General features: G+C 51.6%; 19 protein-coding genes. 8 read left to right on the top strand and 11 right to left on the bottom strand.

Going from position 1 to position 17,805, the window contains the following annotated elements; genetic code table 11:
* Positions 1–21 precede the first annotated feature (21 nt).
* Genes waaA through coaD form a run of 3 tightly spaced genes read left to right on the top strand, consistent with a single transcriptional unit; the run spans position 22 to position 2,552 of the window.
* Positions 22–1,296 carry a lipid IV(A) 3-deoxy-D-manno-octulosonic acid transferase gene (gene waaA, locus LC431_RS22225; protein WP_013577621.1) on the top strand — a complete coding sequence of 425 codons (1,275 nt, stop codon included), beginning with the start codon at positions 22–24 and terminating at the stop codon, positions 1,294–1,296.
* The gene (locus LC431_RS22220) at positions 1,296–2,063 is read left to right on the top strand and encodes a glycosyltransferase family 2 protein (RefSeq protein WP_037035350.1); all 768 of its coding nucleotides are present in this window, start codon (positions 1,296–1,298) and stop codon (positions 2,061–2,063) included. The genes waaA and LC431_RS22220 overlap by 1 nt, the downstream gene beginning before the upstream one ends.
* Before the next feature lie 6 nt (positions 2,064–2,069).
* Positions 2,070–2,552, top strand: a complete 483-nt coding sequence (coaD, locus tag LC431_RS22215; RefSeq protein ID WP_013577623.1) for a pantetheine-phosphate adenylyltransferase — start codon at positions 2,070–2,072, stop codon at positions 2,550–2,552.
* 8 nt (positions 2,553–2,560) lie between these two features.
* Here the strand turns inward: coaD and mutM are convergent, their stop codons facing one another.
* The 4 genes from mutM to radC form a co-directional block, all read right to left on the bottom strand.
* Positions 2,561–3,370 carry a bifunctional DNA-formamidopyrimidine glycosylase/DNA-(apurinic or apyrimidinic site) lyase gene (mutM, locus tag LC431_RS22210; RefSeq protein WP_223510340.1) on the bottom strand — a complete coding sequence of 270 codons (810 nt, stop codon included), beginning with the start codon at positions 3,368–3,370 and terminating at the stop codon, positions 2,561–2,563.
* Between the two features lie 140 nt (positions 3,371–3,510).
* Positions 3,511–3,678: a 50S ribosomal protein L33 gene (gene rpmG / locus LC431_RS22205; protein ID WP_004392084.1), complete on the bottom strand. Its 168-nt coding sequence runs from the start codon at positions 3,676–3,678 to the stop codon at positions 3,511–3,513.
* 11 nt (positions 3,679–3,689) lie between these two features.
* The gene (gene rpmB / locus LC431_RS22200) at positions 3,690–3,926 is read right to left on the bottom strand and encodes a 50S ribosomal protein L28 (RefSeq protein ID WP_004931195.1); all 237 of its coding nucleotides are present in this window, start codon (positions 3,924–3,926) and stop codon (positions 3,690–3,692) included.
* 266 nt (positions 3,927–4,192) lie between these two features.
* Positions 4,193–4,873 carry a DNA repair protein RadC gene (radC, locus tag LC431_RS22195; RefSeq protein ID WP_013577625.1) on the bottom strand — a complete coding sequence of 227 codons (681 nt, stop codon included), beginning with the start codon at positions 4,871–4,873 and terminating at the stop codon, positions 4,193–4,195.
* 184 nt (positions 4,874–5,057) lie between these two features.
* Here radC and coaBC point away from each other — a divergent pair, with 184 nt between their 5' ends.
* The 3 genes from coaBC to slmA all read left to right on the top strand — a co-directional run bounded on the left by coaBC (position 5,058) and on the right by slmA (position 7,479).
* Positions 5,058–6,275 (top strand): bifunctional phosphopantothenoylcysteine decarboxylase/phosphopantothenate--cysteine ligase CoaBC, encoded by a 1,218-nt coding sequence (gene coaBC, locus LC431_RS22190; protein WP_013577626.1) that lies wholly within the window; start codon positions 5,058–5,060, stop codon positions 6,273–6,275.
* Positions 6,253–6,711 (top strand): dUTP diphosphatase, encoded by a 459-nt coding sequence (dut, locus tag LC431_RS22185; protein ID WP_013577627.1) that lies wholly within the window; start codon positions 6,253–6,255, stop codon positions 6,709–6,711. The genes coaBC and dut overlap by 23 nt, the downstream gene beginning before the upstream one ends.
* 171 nt (positions 6,712–6,882) lie before the next feature.
* A complete protein-coding gene (slmA, locus tag LC431_RS22180) occupies positions 6,883–7,479 on the top strand; it encodes a nucleoid occlusion factor SlmA (protein WP_013577628.1) in 597 nt (198 codons plus the stop codon).
* Between the two features lie 53 nt (positions 7,480–7,532).
* On the opposite strand, the gene LC431_RS22175 is transcribed toward slmA, so the two are convergent.
* The 4 genes from LC431_RS22175 to rph form a co-directional block, all read right to left on the bottom strand.
* Positions 7,533–8,069: a GDYXXLXY domain-containing protein gene (locus LC431_RS22175; RefSeq protein ID WP_013577629.1), complete on the bottom strand. Its 537-nt coding sequence runs from the start codon at positions 8,067–8,069 to the stop codon at positions 7,533–7,535.
* Positions 8,056–10,263 (bottom strand): DUF2157 domain-containing protein, encoded by a 2,208-nt coding sequence (locus LC431_RS22170; RefSeq protein ID WP_112152586.1) that lies wholly within the window; start codon positions 10,261–10,263, stop codon positions 8,056–8,058. The genes LC431_RS22175 and LC431_RS22170 overlap by 14 nt, the downstream gene beginning before the upstream one ends.
* Positions 10,264–10,294: 31 nt before the next feature.
* The gene (gene pyrE, locus LC431_RS22165; RefSeq protein WP_037035354.1) at positions 10,295–10,936 is read right to left on the bottom strand and encodes an orotate phosphoribosyltransferase; all 642 of its coding nucleotides are present in this window, start codon (positions 10,934–10,936) and stop codon (positions 10,295–10,297) included.
* Positions 10,937–11,019: 83 nt separating this feature from the next.
* Positions 11,020–11,736, bottom strand: coding sequence for a ribonuclease PH (gene rph, locus LC431_RS22160; RefSeq protein WP_013577632.1), 717 nt, complete (start codon positions 11,734–11,736; stop codon positions 11,020–11,022).
* A gap of 248 nt (positions 11,737–11,984) precedes the next feature.
* On the opposite strand from rph, the gene LC431_RS22155 reads away from it, so the two are divergent.
* Positions 11,985–12,848, top strand: coding sequence for a YicC/YloC family endoribonuclease (locus LC431_RS22155; RefSeq protein WP_013577633.1), 864 nt, complete (start codon positions 11,985–11,987; stop codon positions 12,846–12,848).
* Positions 12,849–12,927: 79 nt separating this feature from the next.
* Here the strand turns inward: LC431_RS22155 and fabF are convergent, their stop codons facing one another.
* Together fabF and LC431_RS22145 are read right to left on the bottom strand one after the other, a co-directional pair.
* The gene (gene fabF / locus LC431_RS22150; protein ID WP_013577634.1) at positions 12,928–14,202 is read right to left on the bottom strand and encodes a beta-ketoacyl-ACP synthase II; all 1,275 of its coding nucleotides are present in this window, start codon (positions 14,200–14,202) and stop codon (positions 12,928–12,930) included.
* Positions 14,203–14,347: 145 nt separating this feature from the next.
* A complete protein-coding gene (locus tag LC431_RS22145; protein WP_013577635.1) occupies positions 14,348–14,968 on the bottom strand; it encodes a TetR/AcrR family transcriptional regulator in 621 nt (206 codons plus the stop codon).
* A gap of 343 nt (positions 14,969–15,311) precedes the next feature.
* Between LC431_RS22145 and LC431_RS22140 the strand changes: the two genes are divergently transcribed.
* Entirely contained in the window at positions 15,312–15,929 is a 618-nt protein-coding gene (locus LC431_RS22140) for a trimeric intracellular cation channel family protein (RefSeq protein WP_013577636.1), read from the top strand.
* A gap of 20 nt (positions 15,930–15,949) precedes the next feature.
* Here LC431_RS22140 and ligB read toward each other — a convergent pair whose 3' ends face one another.
* Positions 15,950–17,653: an NAD-dependent DNA ligase LigB gene (gene ligB, locus LC431_RS22135; protein ID WP_223510339.1), complete on the bottom strand. Its 1,704-nt coding sequence runs from the start codon at positions 17,651–17,653 to the stop codon at positions 15,950–15,952.
* Positions 17,654–17,805: the final 152 nt, after the last annotated feature.

Here is a 17,805-nt window from a genome sequence, read left to right as displayed (position 1 = left end):
TTATGCAACGCCTGATAAAAGATGAATATTTTTTATAATATAATCATATATTTAATTCAGCCATTGATTTGGATCCGTTTACTTTTGCGCAGCCGCAAGTCGCCCGCCTATCGTAAACGCTGGGCTGAACGTTATGGCTTCTGCAAAGGAAAGGTTGTCTCCGGCGGCATTATGCTGCATTCCGTTTCCGTTGGAGAAACGCTGGCAGCGATCCCTTTAGTCCGCGCATTACGTCATCGTTATCCTTCCTTGCCAATTACCGTCACCACCATGACACCGACAGGCTCAGAGCGTGTTCAGTCCGCTTTTGGCAAGGGTGTGCACCACGTCTATCTGCCTTATGATCTGGCCGGATCCGTAAATCGTTTCCTGGATGAGGTTAACCCCAAGCTGGTAATCATTATGGAAACCGAGCTTTGGCCGAACCTTATCAGTGCATTGCATCGTCGCAAAATTCCACTGGTTATCGCCAATGCCCGTCTTTCTGCCCGTTCAGCGAAGGGATACCAGAAGCTAGGCAAATTCATTCGCACCATTTTGCAACGCATTACACTGATCGCCGCACAGAATCAGGAAGATGGTGAACGCTTCTTGTCTTTAGGACTCAAACGCAACCAGCTTGCGGTGACCGGTAGCCTGAAATTCGATATCTCGGTCACGCCGGAACTGGCGGCAAAAGCCATTGCACTGCGCAGCCAGTGGGCATCACGCCGTCAGGTGTGGATCGCTACCAGTACGCATGAAGGCGAAGAAACTTTACTGCTGGAGGCGCACAAAGAGCTGCTGAAAGCGCATCCGAACTTGCTGCTTATTCTGGTGCCGCGCCATCCTGAACGTTTCCCGGTAGCTTGTGAGCTGACGCGCAAAGCTGGCCTCTCTTTCATTCAGCGCAGCTCAGGGGAAGTTCCTTCTTCGGCCACTCAGGTCGTGATCGGCGATACGATGGGCGAATTAATGTTGCTGTATGGCATTGCTGACCTGGCATTTGTCGGTGGCAGTCTGGTCGATCGCGGAGGCCATAATCCCCTGGAAGCGGCAGCCCACGCAATTCCGGTGCTGATGGGACCCCATACCTTCAATTTCAAAGACATCTGCGCCAAGCTGGCTCAGGACGACGGTCTGATCACGGTCACTGATACTGCATCGCTGGTGAAAGAAATTTCTACACTGTTGACCGATGAAGACTACCGTTTGTATTACGGTCGCCATGCCGTTGAAGTTCTGCATCAAAATCAGGGGGCGTTACAGCGCCTGCTGCATTTACTGGAGCCTTATCTGCCCATCCGGAGTCATTAATGGCTGATAAAAAACGTTTATCCGTCGTGCTGATTGCCCGTAATGAGGCGGATTTATTGCCGGAATGCCTTAAGTCAGTAGACTGGGCAGATGAAATAATTCTGCTCGATTCCGGCAGCAACGATGCGACGCAGGATGTTGCCCGCCACTTCGGCGCTAAAGTATTCCAGAACACAGAGTGGCCGGGTTTTGGCAAACAGCGCCAGCTGGCGCAAAGTCATGCCACCGGTGACTACATTTTGATGATCGATGCCGACGAGCGTGTCACCCCTGAATTACGCCAGTCGATTGAAACCGTGCTGAATTGCCCGCAGGAAAATACCGTTTATAGCCTCGGACGCAGTAATCTGTTCCTCGGAAAATTCATGCGCCACAGCGGCTGGTATCCTGATCGGGTCAACCGCCTGTACCCTGCTACATTCTGCTACAACGACGATCTGGTGCATGAATCACTGAACACAGGCAATGCGACTGTCGTTGCTTTGCAAGGTGACCTGCTGCATCTCACCTGTCGCGACCTTTTCGCCTTCCAGCGTAAACAACTCAGCTATGCGCAGGCATGGGCAGAGCAACGCCATCAGCAAGGCCGCCGTTGCAGTTTTTCCTCAATTCTTTCGCATACGCTGGGCGCATTCGTCAAAACCTGGATCCTGCGGGCCGGTTTTATGGATGGAAAGCAGGGGTTGATCCTGGCAGGCGTCAATGCACAATATACGTTCAATAAATATGCCGCCCTGTGGGCACTCAGCCACCAACTGCAAAAGTGAGCCGTCATGAGCACTAAGGCAATTTATCCCGGTACGTTCGACCCGATGACCAACGGGCATCTCGATATCGTCACCCGTGCGGCGCTGATGTTCGACCAGGTCATTCTTGCGATTGCGGCCAGCCCGAGCAAAAAACCGATGTTTTCGCTGGATGAACGCGTGGCACTGGCGACCCAGGTCACATCCCATCTGGATAATGTTGAAGTCATTGGTTTCAGCGATTTGATGGCGAATTTCGCCAAAAATCAGGGCGCAAACGTGCTGGTACGGGGATTACGTGCGGTGTCTGATTTTGAATATGAGATGCAACTGGCGAACATGAACCGACATTTGCTGCCAACGCTGGAAAGCGTGTTCATGATGCCCTCAAAAGAATGGTCGTTTATTTCTTCTTCGCTGGTCAAAGAAGTCGCCCGCCACGGTGGGGATATCACGCCTTTCCTGCCGCAAATCATTACTCAGGCACTGATGGAAAAAATCAGCGCCTGAATCATGCGTTAGCGCTGACAGCGCGGGCAGAAAAACGTGGTGCGCTGAGCGTGTTTCTTACTCTCAATGGGCGTACCACATGCGCGGCAAGGCTCGCCCGTTCTGCCGTATACCTGCAGTTCTTGTGCAAAATATCCTGGCTTCCCATCTGACTGTAGAAAGTCTTTCAGCGTCGTCCCGCCCTGTTCAATAGAGCGCAGCAATACCGCTTTGATGGTTCTCACCAGTAATTCCGTCTCATCACGTTTGAGCGAATGTGCAGGTCTGTCAGGTGAAATACCGGCAACAAAAAGGGATTCGCTGGCATAGATATTCCCGACGCCGACCACCAGTTTGTTATCCATCAGCCAGGGTTTGATTGGCGATTTCTTCGTACGGGATTTCTCAAACAGATAATCTGAGTTGAAATCCTCGCTCAGCGGTTCCGGCCCCAGATGGGCTAAGACATTACTGGCCGCCAGATCAGAAGACCATAACCAGGCACCAAAACGTCGCGGATCGGTATAACGCAGCACATGGCCGGTATCCATCACCAGATCAACGTGGTCATGCTTACCTGCTTCAGTTTCTTCCGGCAATACCCGCAAACTGCCGGACATGCCCAGATGAATGATAATCCATCCGGTTTGCAGCTCAACCAGCAGATATTTCGCCCGACGCTGCACACTCAGAACCGGCTGATCGCTTAACGCTAAGATCTCCGCCGAGACAGGCCAGCGCAGGCGCGGATTACGCACAATGGCATGCAGTATCGTGTGACCTTTCAGATAGGGTTCAATCCCTCTGCGGCTGGTTTCAACCTCAGGTAATTCCGGCATAATTTCCCCTTGAGCAAAATCGTGTTCAAAGTGTGTCGCAGACACCGACATCAGGCAAATAAAAGTCGCACTAAATGGAAATCACGAAATTCAGGCAATAAAAAACCCGGCCGGAGCCGGGTTTTAGCAATCCACTAAAATTATTTAATTTTAGCTTCTTTATAGATCACGTGTTGACGGACAACTGGATCGAATTTCTTCAGTTCCAATTTTTCCGGCTTAGTACGCTTGTTCTTCGTGGTGGTATAGAAGTGACCAGTACCAGCAGAAGAAACCAGCTTGATCTTCTCGCGAACACCTTTAGCCATGATGCAGTTCCTTAATACTTCTCACCGCGGGCACGCAGATCGGCCAAGACCGTCTCAATACCCTTCTTATCAATAACACGCATACCTTTAGCAGATACACGCAGAGTTACAAAGCGCTTCTCAGCCTCAACCCAAAAACGGTGGGAGTGCAGGTTCGGCAGAAAACGGCGTTTGGTCGCGTTCATTGCGTGGGAACGGTTGTTACCGCTCACCGGGCGCTTGCCAGTAACTTGGCAGACTCGGGACATGTCTATTCTCCAAAAATCAAATCAGCTCGAGCTTCGTATAGGGTATGGCCGCCTCGTCAGGCTTTTAGAGCCCATCTCAGCAAACTCCACTGAGAACCGACTCACTGTCGTCGGGTAAAAAACCAATTCATCAGGTCAGAAACCTGCTGAGATAGGCTCTTAACGCCAAACCCAAGATTCTCAAAGGTGGCGTAGTATACGCTCTGTAGCGTAAGTGCTCAAGTCCCGAACAGCTAAAGATCCCTAAGGATCTTCAAAAAACGAAGTTAAATCCAGCCGCGTTCGGCAAAAGATACCGTTTCTCCGTGGCCTACAACCAAATGGTCGAGGACACGAATTTCCAGCAACTGGCACGCTCGAATAATCTGTTCAGTTACTTTTCTGTCCATCAGACTGGGCTCAGCCCGACCGGATGGGTGATTATGCGCCAGAATTAGGGCTGCCGCATTAACCTTCATCGCACCACGAACAATTTCGCGGGGATACACTTCTACGTGCCCAATAGTACCAGCAAACATCTCCTCATGGCGAATAACGCGATGCTGGTTGTCGAGAAAAAGTACCAGGAACACCTCTCTTTCCCGAAAAACGAGTAAATTCTGCAAATATTCACGGATAACTTTGGGGCTGAGCATCGCATTTTCGGCACTCAGGTGGCGCAGATAAGCGCGGCGGGATAATTCGGACACCGCCACAAGTTGCGAAAACTTGGCAACCCCCATTCCTTTCGTGCGCGCCATGGCGTCAAAATCCGCCATCAGTAACTGATGCAATGAACCGAACTCTTCCAGCAGATTCTTTGCCAGGTCCATCACATGCAATCCCCGGCATCCTGTACGCAGGTAAATCGCCAGCAATTCCTGATCCGTCAGCTCTTTTGCCCCTTGCTGCAATAATTTTTCGCGCGGTGGCATCACTCCCGGCCACTGGTTTTGCTGTTTCGTCATCCTGACTCCTTTTTTGCGGCGATTGTGTCACAGCATTCTCCCTGTCATAACGTCCGGTATGTCAGCTTGCGAGATGTTACGCAGAATTTTTATTCCTCAACTTTCGACGCATCGCCAATAGCTGTCATCATTCCCCGTTATGCTAAAATGTCGCTTCTTTCAGCTTTCAACCAATCGGACAATGATGATGACGGGACTTTCCGGCAAACATATTGTGCTCGGTATCAGCGGTGGTATCGCTGCCTATAAAGCACCAGAACTGGTACGTCGCTTACGTGAAAGAGGCGCTGAAGTTCGCGTCGTCATGACAGAAGCGGCGAAATCTTTCGTGACTCCGCTGAGCCTGCAGGCTGTTTCTGGCTATCCGGTTTCTGACGACCTGCTTGATCCGGCGGCCGAAGCGGCAATGGGACATATCGAGTTAGGGAAATGGGCAGATTTAGTCATTATCGCGCCTGCCACAGCGGATTTGCTGGCTCGCATGAATGCTGGCATGGCAAATGATCTGCTGACGACGGTGTGTCTGGCGACAGCGGCACCGGTCGCGGTACTTCCTGCGATGAACCAGCAAATGTATCGTGCGGCCATCACGCAAGAAAACCTGCAAAGCCTGGCAGCACGGGGCACATTGTTGTGGGGGCCGGACAGCGGCAGTCAGGCCTGCGGCGATGTTGGCCCGGGACGTATGCTGGACCCGCTGGTGATTGTGGATATGGCCAATGCGCATTTCTCTTCGCGCAAGGATCTGGCGCATCTGAATATTATGGTGACCGCAGGCCCCACCCGTGAGCCGCTGGATCCTGTCCGCTTCATCAGTAATCACAGTTCCGGCAAAATGGGTTTTGCCATTGCCAAAGCCGCCGCTGAACGTGGTGCCAAAGTAACGCTGATCGCCGGGCCGGTGACGCAACCGACGCCTGCCCGTGTTCATCGTATTGATGTGGAAAGTGCGCTGGAAATGGAGCAAGCCGTCCAGCTTTCGGCAGCTTCTCAGCATATTTTTATTTCCTGCGCTGCCGTGGCAGATTATCGCGCAGAACGTATTGCTGATGAGAAGATCAAAAAGCAAGGCGATGAAATCACTGTAAAAATGATTAAAAACCCTGACATCGTCGCTGGCGTCGCGGCCATGACAGAAAACCGGCCTTACGTCGTGGGGTTTGCCGCTGAAACCCAGAATGTGGAAGAATACGCGCGGCAAAAAAGGATCCGTAAGAATCTGGATCTGATCTGCGCCAACGATGTTTCACTTGCCGGGCAAGGTTTCAACAGCGATTCCAATGCCTTGCATCTTTTTTGGCAGGACGGGGATAAAATCTTACCACTCAGCGATAAGTCCCTGCTTGGCCAACGTTTATTAGAAGAGATTGTCAGCCGTTATGATGAAAAAAATCGACATTAAAATTCTCGACCCGCGCATCGGTTCGACTTTCCCTTTACCGGCTTACGCGACACCGGGGTCTGCGGGTCTGGATTTACGCGCCTGTCTGGATGCTTCTGTAGAACTGAAACCGGGCGAAACCACACTGCTGCCAACAGGTCTGGCTATCCATATTGGTGATGCTAATCTGGCGGCGGTGATTTTGCCACGTTCCGGTCTGGGTCATAAACACGGCGTTGTACTGGGCAATCTGGTTGGCCTTATCGATTCAGATTATCAGGGCCAACTTATGGTGTCCGTCTGGAACCGTGGTCAGACAACATTTGTTATCGAACCGGGCGAGCGCATTGCTCAGATGGTGTTTGTGCCTGTCGTTCAGGCAGAATTCAATCTGGTGGAAGATTTTGACGCCAGTGAACGCGGCGAAGGGGGCTTTGGCCACTCAGGTCGCCAATAAGAACCTGTTCAGCACCGCTGATTTTGACGCGATATTGAACAGATCCTTATCACTATCAGACCGTAACAACGCGAAGGGAACGAAATAAGCCGCAGGATCACAGCGATTCATGCGGCAGTTGTGCGGTTTCTCCATGATTTTAGCCGTTTTTTAGCAAGGGTCTATTCAGACATGGCAGAGAAAGAAACGACAAAAAGGAACAGGCGCGAAGAGATTTTGCAGGCATTAGCGCAAATGCTTCAGTCCAGCGACGGCAGCCAGCGGATCACGACTGCAAAGCTCGCCGCCAGCGTGGGGGTTTCAGAAGCAGCTCTTTATCGTCATTTTCCCAGTAAAACGCGGATGTTTGACAGCTTAATTGAGTTTATCGAAGACAGTCTGATCACCCGTATCAATCTCATCCTGCAGGATGAAAAGGATACGCTAAACAGAATACGTCTGATTTTGCTGCTGATTTTAGGGTTTGCCGAGCGTAATCCGGGATTGACCCGTATTATGACCGGCCATGCCCTGATGTTTGAACAGGACCGTTTGCAGGGCCGCATCAACCAACTTTTCGAGCGGATTGAAGCGCAACTGCGTCAGGTACTGCGGGAAAAGAAAATGCGTGAAGGCAGCGGATTCATCAGCGATGAAACTCTACTCGCCAGCCAGTTACTGGCATTTTGCGAAGGGATGCTGTCACGTTTTGTACGCTCTGAATTCAAGTACAAACCGACTCAGGACTTCGATACCCGCTGGCCACTTATCTCTGCTCAGCTGCAATAAACGCGCAGGGACAAACGTCAAATCTAAAAAGGGCCGAAAGGCCCTTTTTCATATTATGGCTGAATCATTTTCCCATTTTCATCCAGCATCGCGGTCAGTAACGCTGTGCCGTCATCACCTACCCGAAATGCACCATAACGCGCACGGGCGAAACGTTCACCTTGCCCTTCCTGGAAAAAATACGCATTAGTTCCCACCATCAGTGTTCCGGCATTCATATGATAGTTAACCCGTAATTCATCGGGCTTCAGCGGGTCACCGCTATCAAACCGCGCCTGAGTGACCTGCCGGTGCTCATTAACTGCCACAATAATTTTGCCACTAACAGGAAAACAAGGCGTCTGTGGAAGAGAATTACAACCCTGACGTTGCTGGTATAACTCCTCTTGCAAAGATCGCGTGATGGCATAATTGAGAGCCATGTAATCCCCCTGCATCAAAGAACGCGGATCAACCGGCGCAAGCTGCAATATCATTACCGCACCCTGTTTAAGCACCTGCTCTTTTTGCCAGATACCCGCATTCACTGCGATCAGTGCCAGCAGTATCACTACTCCTGACAGCCATTTCCTCAGATTACGGGTTTGCATAAGCTTCCTCCTTACGCACGGGGATCAGTTTTTTGGCTGCAAAGGCCAGCGCCAGCAACACCACGCCTGTGACAAACATCAGAAGGGATTTCTGCAATAAGCTGACGCCGAGGAAGTAATACCAGTCGATAACATACAGCGCGAGGAAACAGCCGCTCGCGGCTAAAACCCCCTGATTTCCCTGATAACGCGCCATCAGTAATAGCCACAGCCCCAGGCCAATTCCCGGCGCATAAAAGGCTGCGACGCCACACACAACCGCCGCCACCAGATACAGCATTGCTGATGGCGTCTTTTTCACCACAGTCTGATACAAACACACCAGTACTAAACCTGCGGCAATGCCTGCGCCAGTTCCTCCCGAAAGAGGAAAATACCCCGCTGGCCGCCAGAAAACATCGAAGAGAAGCGAGGTGTTAATGGCGGAAAAACACTGCAATATCAGGCCGGAAGGAATACCCCAGAGGAGGGGGAAAACAGCCTCAGCCCATGATGTGGCTTTTAAGTTAATTTGTTCTCTGATAATCCACAGCCAGAAAATCACAATGACAGTAACCAGCGCGGAAACCGCCCAAAAACGGGTGACCGGCGGTAAATACATCCCTGTCAGCAAATTGCCGGAAAGGATCAGCAAAAATGTCAGCGCCGTTATCGCCATAAAGCGGAAAGTACGATCGCGCATTGCCAGCGCCATCAACGTAAGCACCGGTAATGAACAGAGCGAGCCCACCAGGAAGGACATTTCCCAGTCGGGTTCAAAGAGAAGATAGAAACCAAAACAGAGGCCGCAGGTCGCGGCTATCGCCCATGCCAGCCCGATATGATGCTTACTCACGCCCTGCATGCGCAAAAGCCCACCCGCGACAATTGCAAGGAGCAGAGAAGGGATAATCACCGTGGCTGCATTGGGGTCATTGAGCAGGTCGACAACATACAGCACCAGAATCAGCAGAAATAAAATAATCATCGCGGCGACCCAGCCACCGATACCCAGTGTCAGTCGCAGGTACCAGGGAAGATGAGAGGAGTGATCGTATTGCTGAATCTCTTCAATTTGCACCTGACTAAGCAAATCATTTCGGCGTAGTTGTTCCGTCAGCACTGCCATTTCCGTGGAAGAAACCTCGACCGGCTGGCTCTCATAGAGTTTACGCCGCCAGTAGAGCATCAGGGCGCCACATCCCGCCAGCCATAAAGCCATCAGGCAGCCCAGCATAAACAGGCCGCCAATATCGTAAGAACTGTCGAACATCTGCACGATCAGCACACATCCCACTGCCGCTGCGCTGGCGGTTCCCAGAGTCAGCATGCAGAGATCAGGATAGCGATAACGATAAAAGAAGTAACTCACCACTAAGACTGCCAGCCATAAAGCGGTGACGAAGGGGTGAGGGGTATCGTATCCCCAACCGGATATATTTTCGGCAACAATGCAAGTCAGCACTAATAGCAGGAAGCCAGCCATCACCCGGGAAAACCAGCGGCTGGCAAGCCAGGCGTGGGGATTGTGCTTAATGACCCGTATGGCCAGAACTTCGCGAATAATCAGGCACAACGTCTGCGCAATCAGATAGCTGTAGAGCGCAGTTGTGGGAAAATAGTCGAGACCGTCGAATACGGCGCTGTCCATCAGGGACATAGACACCGTGGCGTAATAGAGCTGAAACGTCAGATTGGCAAGTAACCAGGAGCAGAACCACAGACTGTTCTGTCGGGCGATTAAGGCTAAAGGCAGGAAAACAAACAGCCAGGCCCTGAACAGCTCCCAGCTGTCGGCCCCCGTCTGATAAATCTGGCCATAAAGGGCAAACAGAGCACCAAAGCCGAGACCCGCAGCCAGCAAGGCACTGCGTGCAATCCCGTCATACCAGCGCCACCAGACGACGACGGCAAGCGCAACGATCAGTAACTCGGCCAGCGCAAATTTTGCCATCTTTGGCATATCAGCCCAGTTCCAGGCTACAAAGAATACGGCACCGGCCACCAGTGATAACAGACCCAGCAGGGAGAGTAAGGGAACCAGAAATTTCTGCCATTCGGGATAACCCGGCCGGACGCCACAAAAGTCATAAATACGCTGACATGCGGCCGGCGTCAGGCTACCGCTTTTGACCAGACGCTCCGTCTGGCGACAGAGAAACTCTGCCGCCCGCGAAGGCATCCATTCTTTGCTGCCGGCTTCATTTTGTGTCATGACATCCCTGCCTTTGAGGTTTTACCCGATATTAAACACCATACTCCTGCCGGTAAGCCCGCACAGCAGCCAGATGGTCAGCCATTTCCGCCTTTTCTTCCAGATACTCAATCAGGTCGGCCAGCGTAATAATTGAAATCACTTTGCAATGATAGTCGCGCTCAACCTCCTGAATAGCGGAGATATCTGCGCGTCCACGTTCCTGACGGTCCAGAGAAATCAATACGCCAGCCAGAGTGGCTTTGTTCGCGTTGATGATTTCCATCGATTCACGGATGGCAGTACCGGCGGTGATCACATCATCGACCAGCATGACACGCCCCTGCAAAGGGCTGCCGACCAGCAAGCCGCCTTCACCATGGTCTTTGGCTTCTTTGCGGTTAAAGCAGTATGGCACATCGCGCTCATGATGCTCAGCCAGTGCAACCGCGGTGGTCGTCGCGATTGGAATACCTTTGTAAGCCGGGCCAAACACTAAATCGAAATCAATTTTGGAATCCACCAATGCTTCGGCATAAAAACGTCCCAGTAACGCCAGATCACGGCCAGTATTAAATAGACCAGCATTGAAGAAGTAAGGGCTGATGCGCCCGGACTTCAGGGTAAATTCACCGAATTTCAAAACCTGTTTGTTCAGTGCGAACTCAATAAACTGGCGCTGATAGGCTTTCATTGATGGTCTCCTCTATAACGTCTTATTTCTTATTGTCAGCCCGCAGGCCATAAAAAAGGCGACTTCTCAGTCGCCTTAAAAAATTATTCCGCCAGCGCCGCTTTCTGCGCCTGGAAGATAGTGTCGATGCCCCCTCTGGCGAGAGCAAGTAAACCGAGTAACTCTTCGTGGCTGAATGGCTCACCTTCTGCGGTGCCCTGCACCTCAATCATGCGGCCATCTTCCATCATCACCACGTTCATGTCGGTTTCTGCCGCTGAGTCTTCGACATACTCGAGATCACACAGCGCTTCGCCTTTCACGATGCCTACGGAAACCGCTGCAACCATGCCTTTCATCGGATTAGCTTTCAGTTTACCTGCAGCTACCAGCGCATTCAGTGCATCCGCCAGAGCAACGCAAGCACCAGAAATGGACGCAGTGCGCGTGCCGCCGTCCGCCTGCAACACATCACAGTCGAGCGTAATGGTGAATTCACCCAGCTTTTTCAGATCCACCGCAGCACGCAGGGAACGGGCAATCAGACGCTGAATTTCCAGAGTACGACCGCCTTGCTTGCCTTTTGCGGCTTCACGCGCATTACGCGTATGGGTAGAACGCGGCAACATGCCGTACTCTGCGGTGATCCAACCTTGTCCCTGACCTTTCAGAAAACGCGGAACACCTTCCTCCACCGTCGCGGTACATAGCACTTTAGTATCACCAAACTCCACCAGCACGGAACCTTCAGCGTGTTTAGTGTAATGGCGGGTCAGTGTTACGGGGCGCACTTGTTGTGCATTTCGGCCTGCTGGACGCATGGATACTTCTCCGGGTCACGAATCATGTTTGGCTGCGCATTATACCCAAAAACATTCAGGTTGCATCAAGGCGGCAAGTGAATGAACTCCGCGAGCTTACTCAGGTAAGCGACCGGAATGAGTAAACGACGCCAACGCAGAGGCAGCCTGAAGGGTGACGGGGATACGGACTTCAGGAGGTTATACCTATCATGACTGGCATGGCACGGCTATAATCGCTGCATCTTTACATTAACAGGTACGCATACATGATCAGAAGTATGACCGCTTATGCCCGACGCGAAATTAAGGGTGACTGGGGCAGCGCAGCGTGGGAACTCCGCTCGGTAAACCAACGTTATCTCGAAACCTACATCCGTCTGCCCGAGCAATTCCGCAGCCTGGAGCCGGTTGTCCGTGAGCGCATTCGCGCCCGGCTTACCCGCGGTAAAGTCGAATGTAATCTGCGTTTTGATCTCGATCCGGGCGCACAAAGCACGTTGCAGCTCAATGAAAAACTGGCGAAACAGCTGGTTGAAGCCGCGCAATGGGTGAAAATGCAAAGTGATGAAGGCGAAATTAATCCGCTGGAAGTCCTGCGCTGGCCGGGCGTGATGCTGGCTGAAGAACAGGATCTGGATGCCATCAGCACCGAGTTGCTGCTGGCGCTGGAAACAGCACTGGACGATTTCATCAGCGCACGCGAAAGCGAAGGTGCCGCACTGAAAACGATGATCGAACAGCGTCTCGACGGTGTGAGTGCAGAAGTGGTAAAAGTCCGCGCCCAGATGCCAAATATTCTGCAATGGCAGCGCGAGCGCCTGGTCAGCAAACTGGAAGATGCGCAGGTTCAGCTGGAAAATACCCGTCTGGAGCAGGAACTGGTTCTAATGGCGCAGCGTGTCGATGTAGCTGAAGAGCTGGACCGACTTGAAGCGCACGTCAAAGAAACACATAAAATCATGAAGAAAGAAGAAGCCGTGGGCCGTCGTCTTGATTTTATGATGCAGGAATTTAACCGCGAATCGAACACACTGGCATCTAAATCTATCAATGCTGATGTCACGACGTCAGCCATCGAGTTGAAAGTGTTGATCGAACAAATGCGCGAGCAGATTCAGAACATCGAGTAAATCCTCTCCCCCGCATAATAAAAAACGCCTCCGGTCATAAAACCCGAGGCGTTTTTTTATGCGTCAGCGAAGAAAGAAATTAGTCTTCCCAGCGTTTCAACAATACACAGGCATTAACGCCACCGAAGCCGAAACCGTTTGATAAGGCATAGGTGATGTCATGTTTCTGCGCAGTATTACCGACGATGTTCAGACCGGCAGCCGCTTCGTCTTTGTTTTCCAGATTCAGCGTCGGAGGAACGATTTGGTCACGTACGGCAAGAATGGTGAAGATCGTCTCCAGCCCGCCAGCCGCGCCCAACAAGTGTCCGGTCGCAGATTTGGTAGACGTAACAGCCAGTTTGCCGTCAGTGCCAAACAGGGTTTTAATCGCATTGATTTCACCCAGATCACCCACCGGTGTAGACGTGGCATGAGCATTCAGATGTTGCACGTCTGATGGCTGAATACCCGCCTGACGCAGGGCGATTTTCATCGCGCGGCCCGCACCGTTGCCATCTTCCGCACCGGACGTCATGTGGTAGGCGTCACCGCTGGTGCCGTAACCGACAATCTCAGCCAGAATTTTGGCGCCACGTGCCTTCGCATGTTCCAGCTCTTCGATCACCAGCATGCCTGCGCCTTCGCCCATGATGAAACCATCACGCGCGCTGTCAAACGGACGGGAGGCTTTTTCCGGATGATCTTCATGACCGGTAGACATGGCCTTCGCTGCAGCAAAACCGCCCAGGCTCACGGTATCAATCGCCGCTTCTGCGCCGCCACAAAGCGCAACATCGGCTTCGTCATTGCGAATCAAACGCACTGCATCACCAATCGCCTGAACACCTGCCGCGCAAGCCGTTACCGGTGCGCCAATCGGGCCTTTGAACTGATGTTTAATCGAAACCTGGCCAGACGCCAGATTCACCAGGAATGAAGGTATAGTGAAAGGCGACAAACGCTTAGCGCCACGGCTGTCATTGGTGCGCACGGCATGGGCAATAGCCGGGAAGCCGCCGATACCAGAACCGATGATAGTTGCGGTACGTTCCTGTTGTTCCTGCGTTTCTGCTTTCCAGCCAGCGTCAGCAATAGCCATATCCGCAGCAGCCATCGCAAACAGAATGAAACGGTCCATTTTTTTCTGGTCTTTCGGTACCACGAACATATCCGGATCGAATCCTGACTCAGGGTCCTGTTCTTTAGTTTGTACCTGACCACCAATTTTCACAGTCAACGTTTCAACAATCTCTTCCGGCAAAACTCGGATACCAGACTGACCGGCCAGCAGACGCTTCCAGATAGTTTCGATATCACAGCCCAGAGGACTCACAGCCCCCATGCCGGTAATAACCACTCGACGATGAGTCATAAAACATTCCTCTCTGTCTGTATAAGACGTAAGTTTCTGCAGGCGATTACATGAACCGGCCAGAAACGGGTTTCTGGATAATAAAGCCTGACAGTATGTGACGAATTACGTTTTTGTAAACCCGTAACCCAAAATTTTATTGTGCCTACTTTGCGAGGCTACGCAACACCAGGCTGGTGATTGCCTGAACGCGTTCTTCCAGTTGTTCAGGTGTTTTTTGTTCCAGCAATAACGGATGCGAGAAGGGGGTTGTCACCGTGGTGATCGCCATACAAACCTCATCCAGCGGCGTTTTACGCTCAAATTCACCGGATTCCCGGCCGTCGGCAACCACTTTCTCAACAATGCTGTATATCATAGCACGATGATTTAATGTGGATTTCCATCGCTGAGCTGAGGCTATCGCGGCCAGATCATGTAATTTCCTGTCCAGGAAAAAGAGATCCAGACTACGTGTCAGCAGCGTTTTAAAAATAGATCTCAGGCGCAGAGTCGCACTTTGGTCACTTTGCGCAATCACCATGAGCGCTTCATCTATCTGCCCCACCCGCTGCGAGCAAATGGCTTCGCCAATAGCTTGTTTAGACTCAAAAAACTTATAAATATAAGCACTTGAAACGCCAATCGACTTGGCAAGATCCGCCACCGACGTTTTGGCATAGCCATAAAGACGAAAGTGCTCGAATGCCGCATCTATAATTTGTTCACGCCGTTCGTGCTCGGCAGGTCCACGCTGTGTTAACGCAACCGGAATATCGGGCTTCATACACTCCTCCGGGCAGATTAAACAATTAAGCCGTGCGTCAATGAGTGACGATTTTAATTAATCGTAACCTATAAGCGAAGAAAATTCACCTCTGATAAAAAACGGCGTCATGGATAAATGGAAAAGCACCGTCAAAACAAACGAGTAATCACCAATTTTCTAATCTAAAATAATGCAACATTTTCTCTTACCCTTTAGTAATGGCTGACACGAGAGAAATCAGCATTAGATAAAGTAATGTTAAAAGCCATGTAAAAGAAAAACTCAGTCGCCAGCTAATGGGAAACTCATTACTCTACGCGGCTACCGTTTCCTCACTGACTGATTTGTCTGGCGCACATCCATGTTACTCACCGTTCTTTATATTATTGGGATCACCGCAGAAGCCATGACCGGTGCTCTGGCTGCCGGACGTCGGAAAATGGACTCCTTTGGCGTCATTATTATTGCTGCAGCGACGGCCATTGGCGGCGGTTCTGTTCGCGACATGCTTTTAGGGCATTACCCATTGGGATGGGTTAAGCATCCGGAGTACATCGTGATTGTGGCTGTGGCCGCGCTAATGACCACCTGGCTGGCTCCTTTAATGCAACATCTGCGAAAGCTCTTTTTAGTGCTTGATGCCGTGGGGCTGGTGGTGTTTTCCATTATCGGGACACAAGTGGCCCTCGATATGGGACATGGCGCTATCATTGCTTCGGTTTGTGCGGTCATTACCGGTGTTTTTGGCGGCGTGCTGCGGGACATGATGTGTAATCAGATCCCGCTGGTCTTTCAGAAAGAAATTTATGCCGGCGTGTCATTTGCCTCAGCCTGGGTTTACATCGGGCTACAATATTTCTCACTGCCCCACAATCTGGTGGTTATTATCACGTTACTGATCGGCTTTACCGCGCGTCTTATTGCGCTGCGTTTTCGCCTTGGATTGCCTGTGTTTAATTACCCGCATTCGGACCACTAATGCGTCCTTCCTGTAGCCCGTTAGCGGAATGCAGGCAATTGCGCCTGCCTCAGAGCTTCGGTCAAAATCTCAACGTCCGGATGATGAATAAAATCAAAAACCTGAGCGGCCCGTTTTCTCCCGATCCCCTCAGTCATTTCCCAGTCGCGGGACGTCAGCTGTTTCAACCTGTTCCAGCTTTGCTGGCGTTCTGCAAATCCCAGGGCAAAAGAAGGAAATCCTATTGCTGACAGCCAGCGCCGGAAGCTCTTTTCGCGTGCAAGATGAATTTGCGCCATCAGTTTTTGCGCCTGTTTAACACCGATACCCGGAACCGCAGCCAGCTCTTTCTCGTTAAAGCTTAACCAACTGATCAGAGAATCCGCCGGGGAAGCATCCAGTAACTTTTGCCATGTGGCCCCGCCGAACCCCGCCATATCTAACGCTTCCGGCCCGCTAAGCCAGATCAGACGTGAGAGAAACTGCTGCATACAGCCCGGTTCAGGCGTAAAGCAGGAAAGTGCGTTATAGCGCGTTGGTTCAGGCAAAGGCATTTCCGTACGCTTACTTACCCGCCATGTCACTTCATCAAGGCGCGGGATCCCCTGTCCGGCCAGCGCGACAGCGACCTGATCGCCAGGAAGAACATCCCATTGTCTGAACCGGCTAACCGATCCCACACTCACCTTACTGACTAACTTATCGTCCAGCCTCAGGGGCTTCAGGTTGAGGATAACGGTCACTTTCCCGCTTCGTCCTGTGGTGGTGGTGATACCCGTGACATCGGTGAGCTCTCTGGCGGGCGGATATTTCCAGGCAACCGCCCAGACTGCGGGTTTATTTTGCCAGTATTTCCCGGCAGGCTCTTCTTGCTGACGAACAACCACACCATCCGTCGCAAAAGGCAGAGGCTGGTGAAACCAGTCTTCACGCCACTTTTCCACATCTTCGACAGCGCTCACCGCATGCGTGAACTGAGCCACAACCGGAAAACCGAACTGGCTCAGCTTCTCCAGGTGGTCAGCCATAAGCGTGGGTCCATCCGGCCATGACCAGATAAAAATACCCGTCTGCTTCAGCAGGTCAGAAGCAGAAGCAGAAGCACGCATCATTGCACCCGCAACTTTTGATCTTGCATTCATCCCGCCATCAGCACTTTGTTGATGACCGGTCATCAACAGATAAAGCTCGCCCTGTAATATCAACTCAGGGCTCATGTCCGGGATATGCAGCGGGATCGCCGGAATTGACGCGGCTTTTACCGTCCAGTTTTGTCCTTTCTCACCATCGCCACGACTTACCAGTGCGGCCAGCTGCCCATAACGGTAAATCAGCGACACCGCTACGCCATCGATTTTGGGCTGCACCCACAGATTCTTTCGCCCTTGCATCCAGTTTGCGACAGCATGTTTATCTTTCATTTTATGCAGGCCGGTATGAGCCACCGGATGCGTAAATTCAGCATCATCACTCGCTGGCACTGTTAGTTCAGGCACCGGCTGGCTGGCACACTGTAGCCAGAGACGTTGTTTCTGACGCAAATGATCATAGACCGAATCTTCTATCGGGCTGCTGCCAGACTGATGGTAGGCTGCATCCCACTGGGTCAGCTGAGCGGTGAGATGGTGGGTTTCCTGTGTCAGGCGTTCTGATGGCCAGACAGGGCAGTCTGGCGACGGCATATTCTTACCGTAAGCAGAGAAAGCAAAAGGGAACAGGCAGATGAGAAAAATAAACTGGCGCATTGGCACCTCCTTGTGAAGGCAAGTAAACGCCGGTGTAATTTTTCCTGCCAGTGGCATAACCCCTTCTTGCGAGATACCTTCCTGGTTATTTCATCTGTTGCTGCAACGAAGAAAAAATTTGGAATGCGGCACGTAAATCTGTCAGGAAAGGC

The sequence above is a fragment of the Rahnella sp. GSA61A genome, from assembly GCF_019969905.1.
In the GTDB taxonomy this organism is placed as follows: domain Bacteria; phylum Pseudomonadota; class Gammaproteobacteria; order Enterobacterales; family Enterobacteriaceae; genus Rahnella; species Rahnella aceris.
The sequence above is the reverse complement of the archived record's forward strand: the minus strand, read 5'-3'. Positions and strand labels throughout refer to the sequence as shown.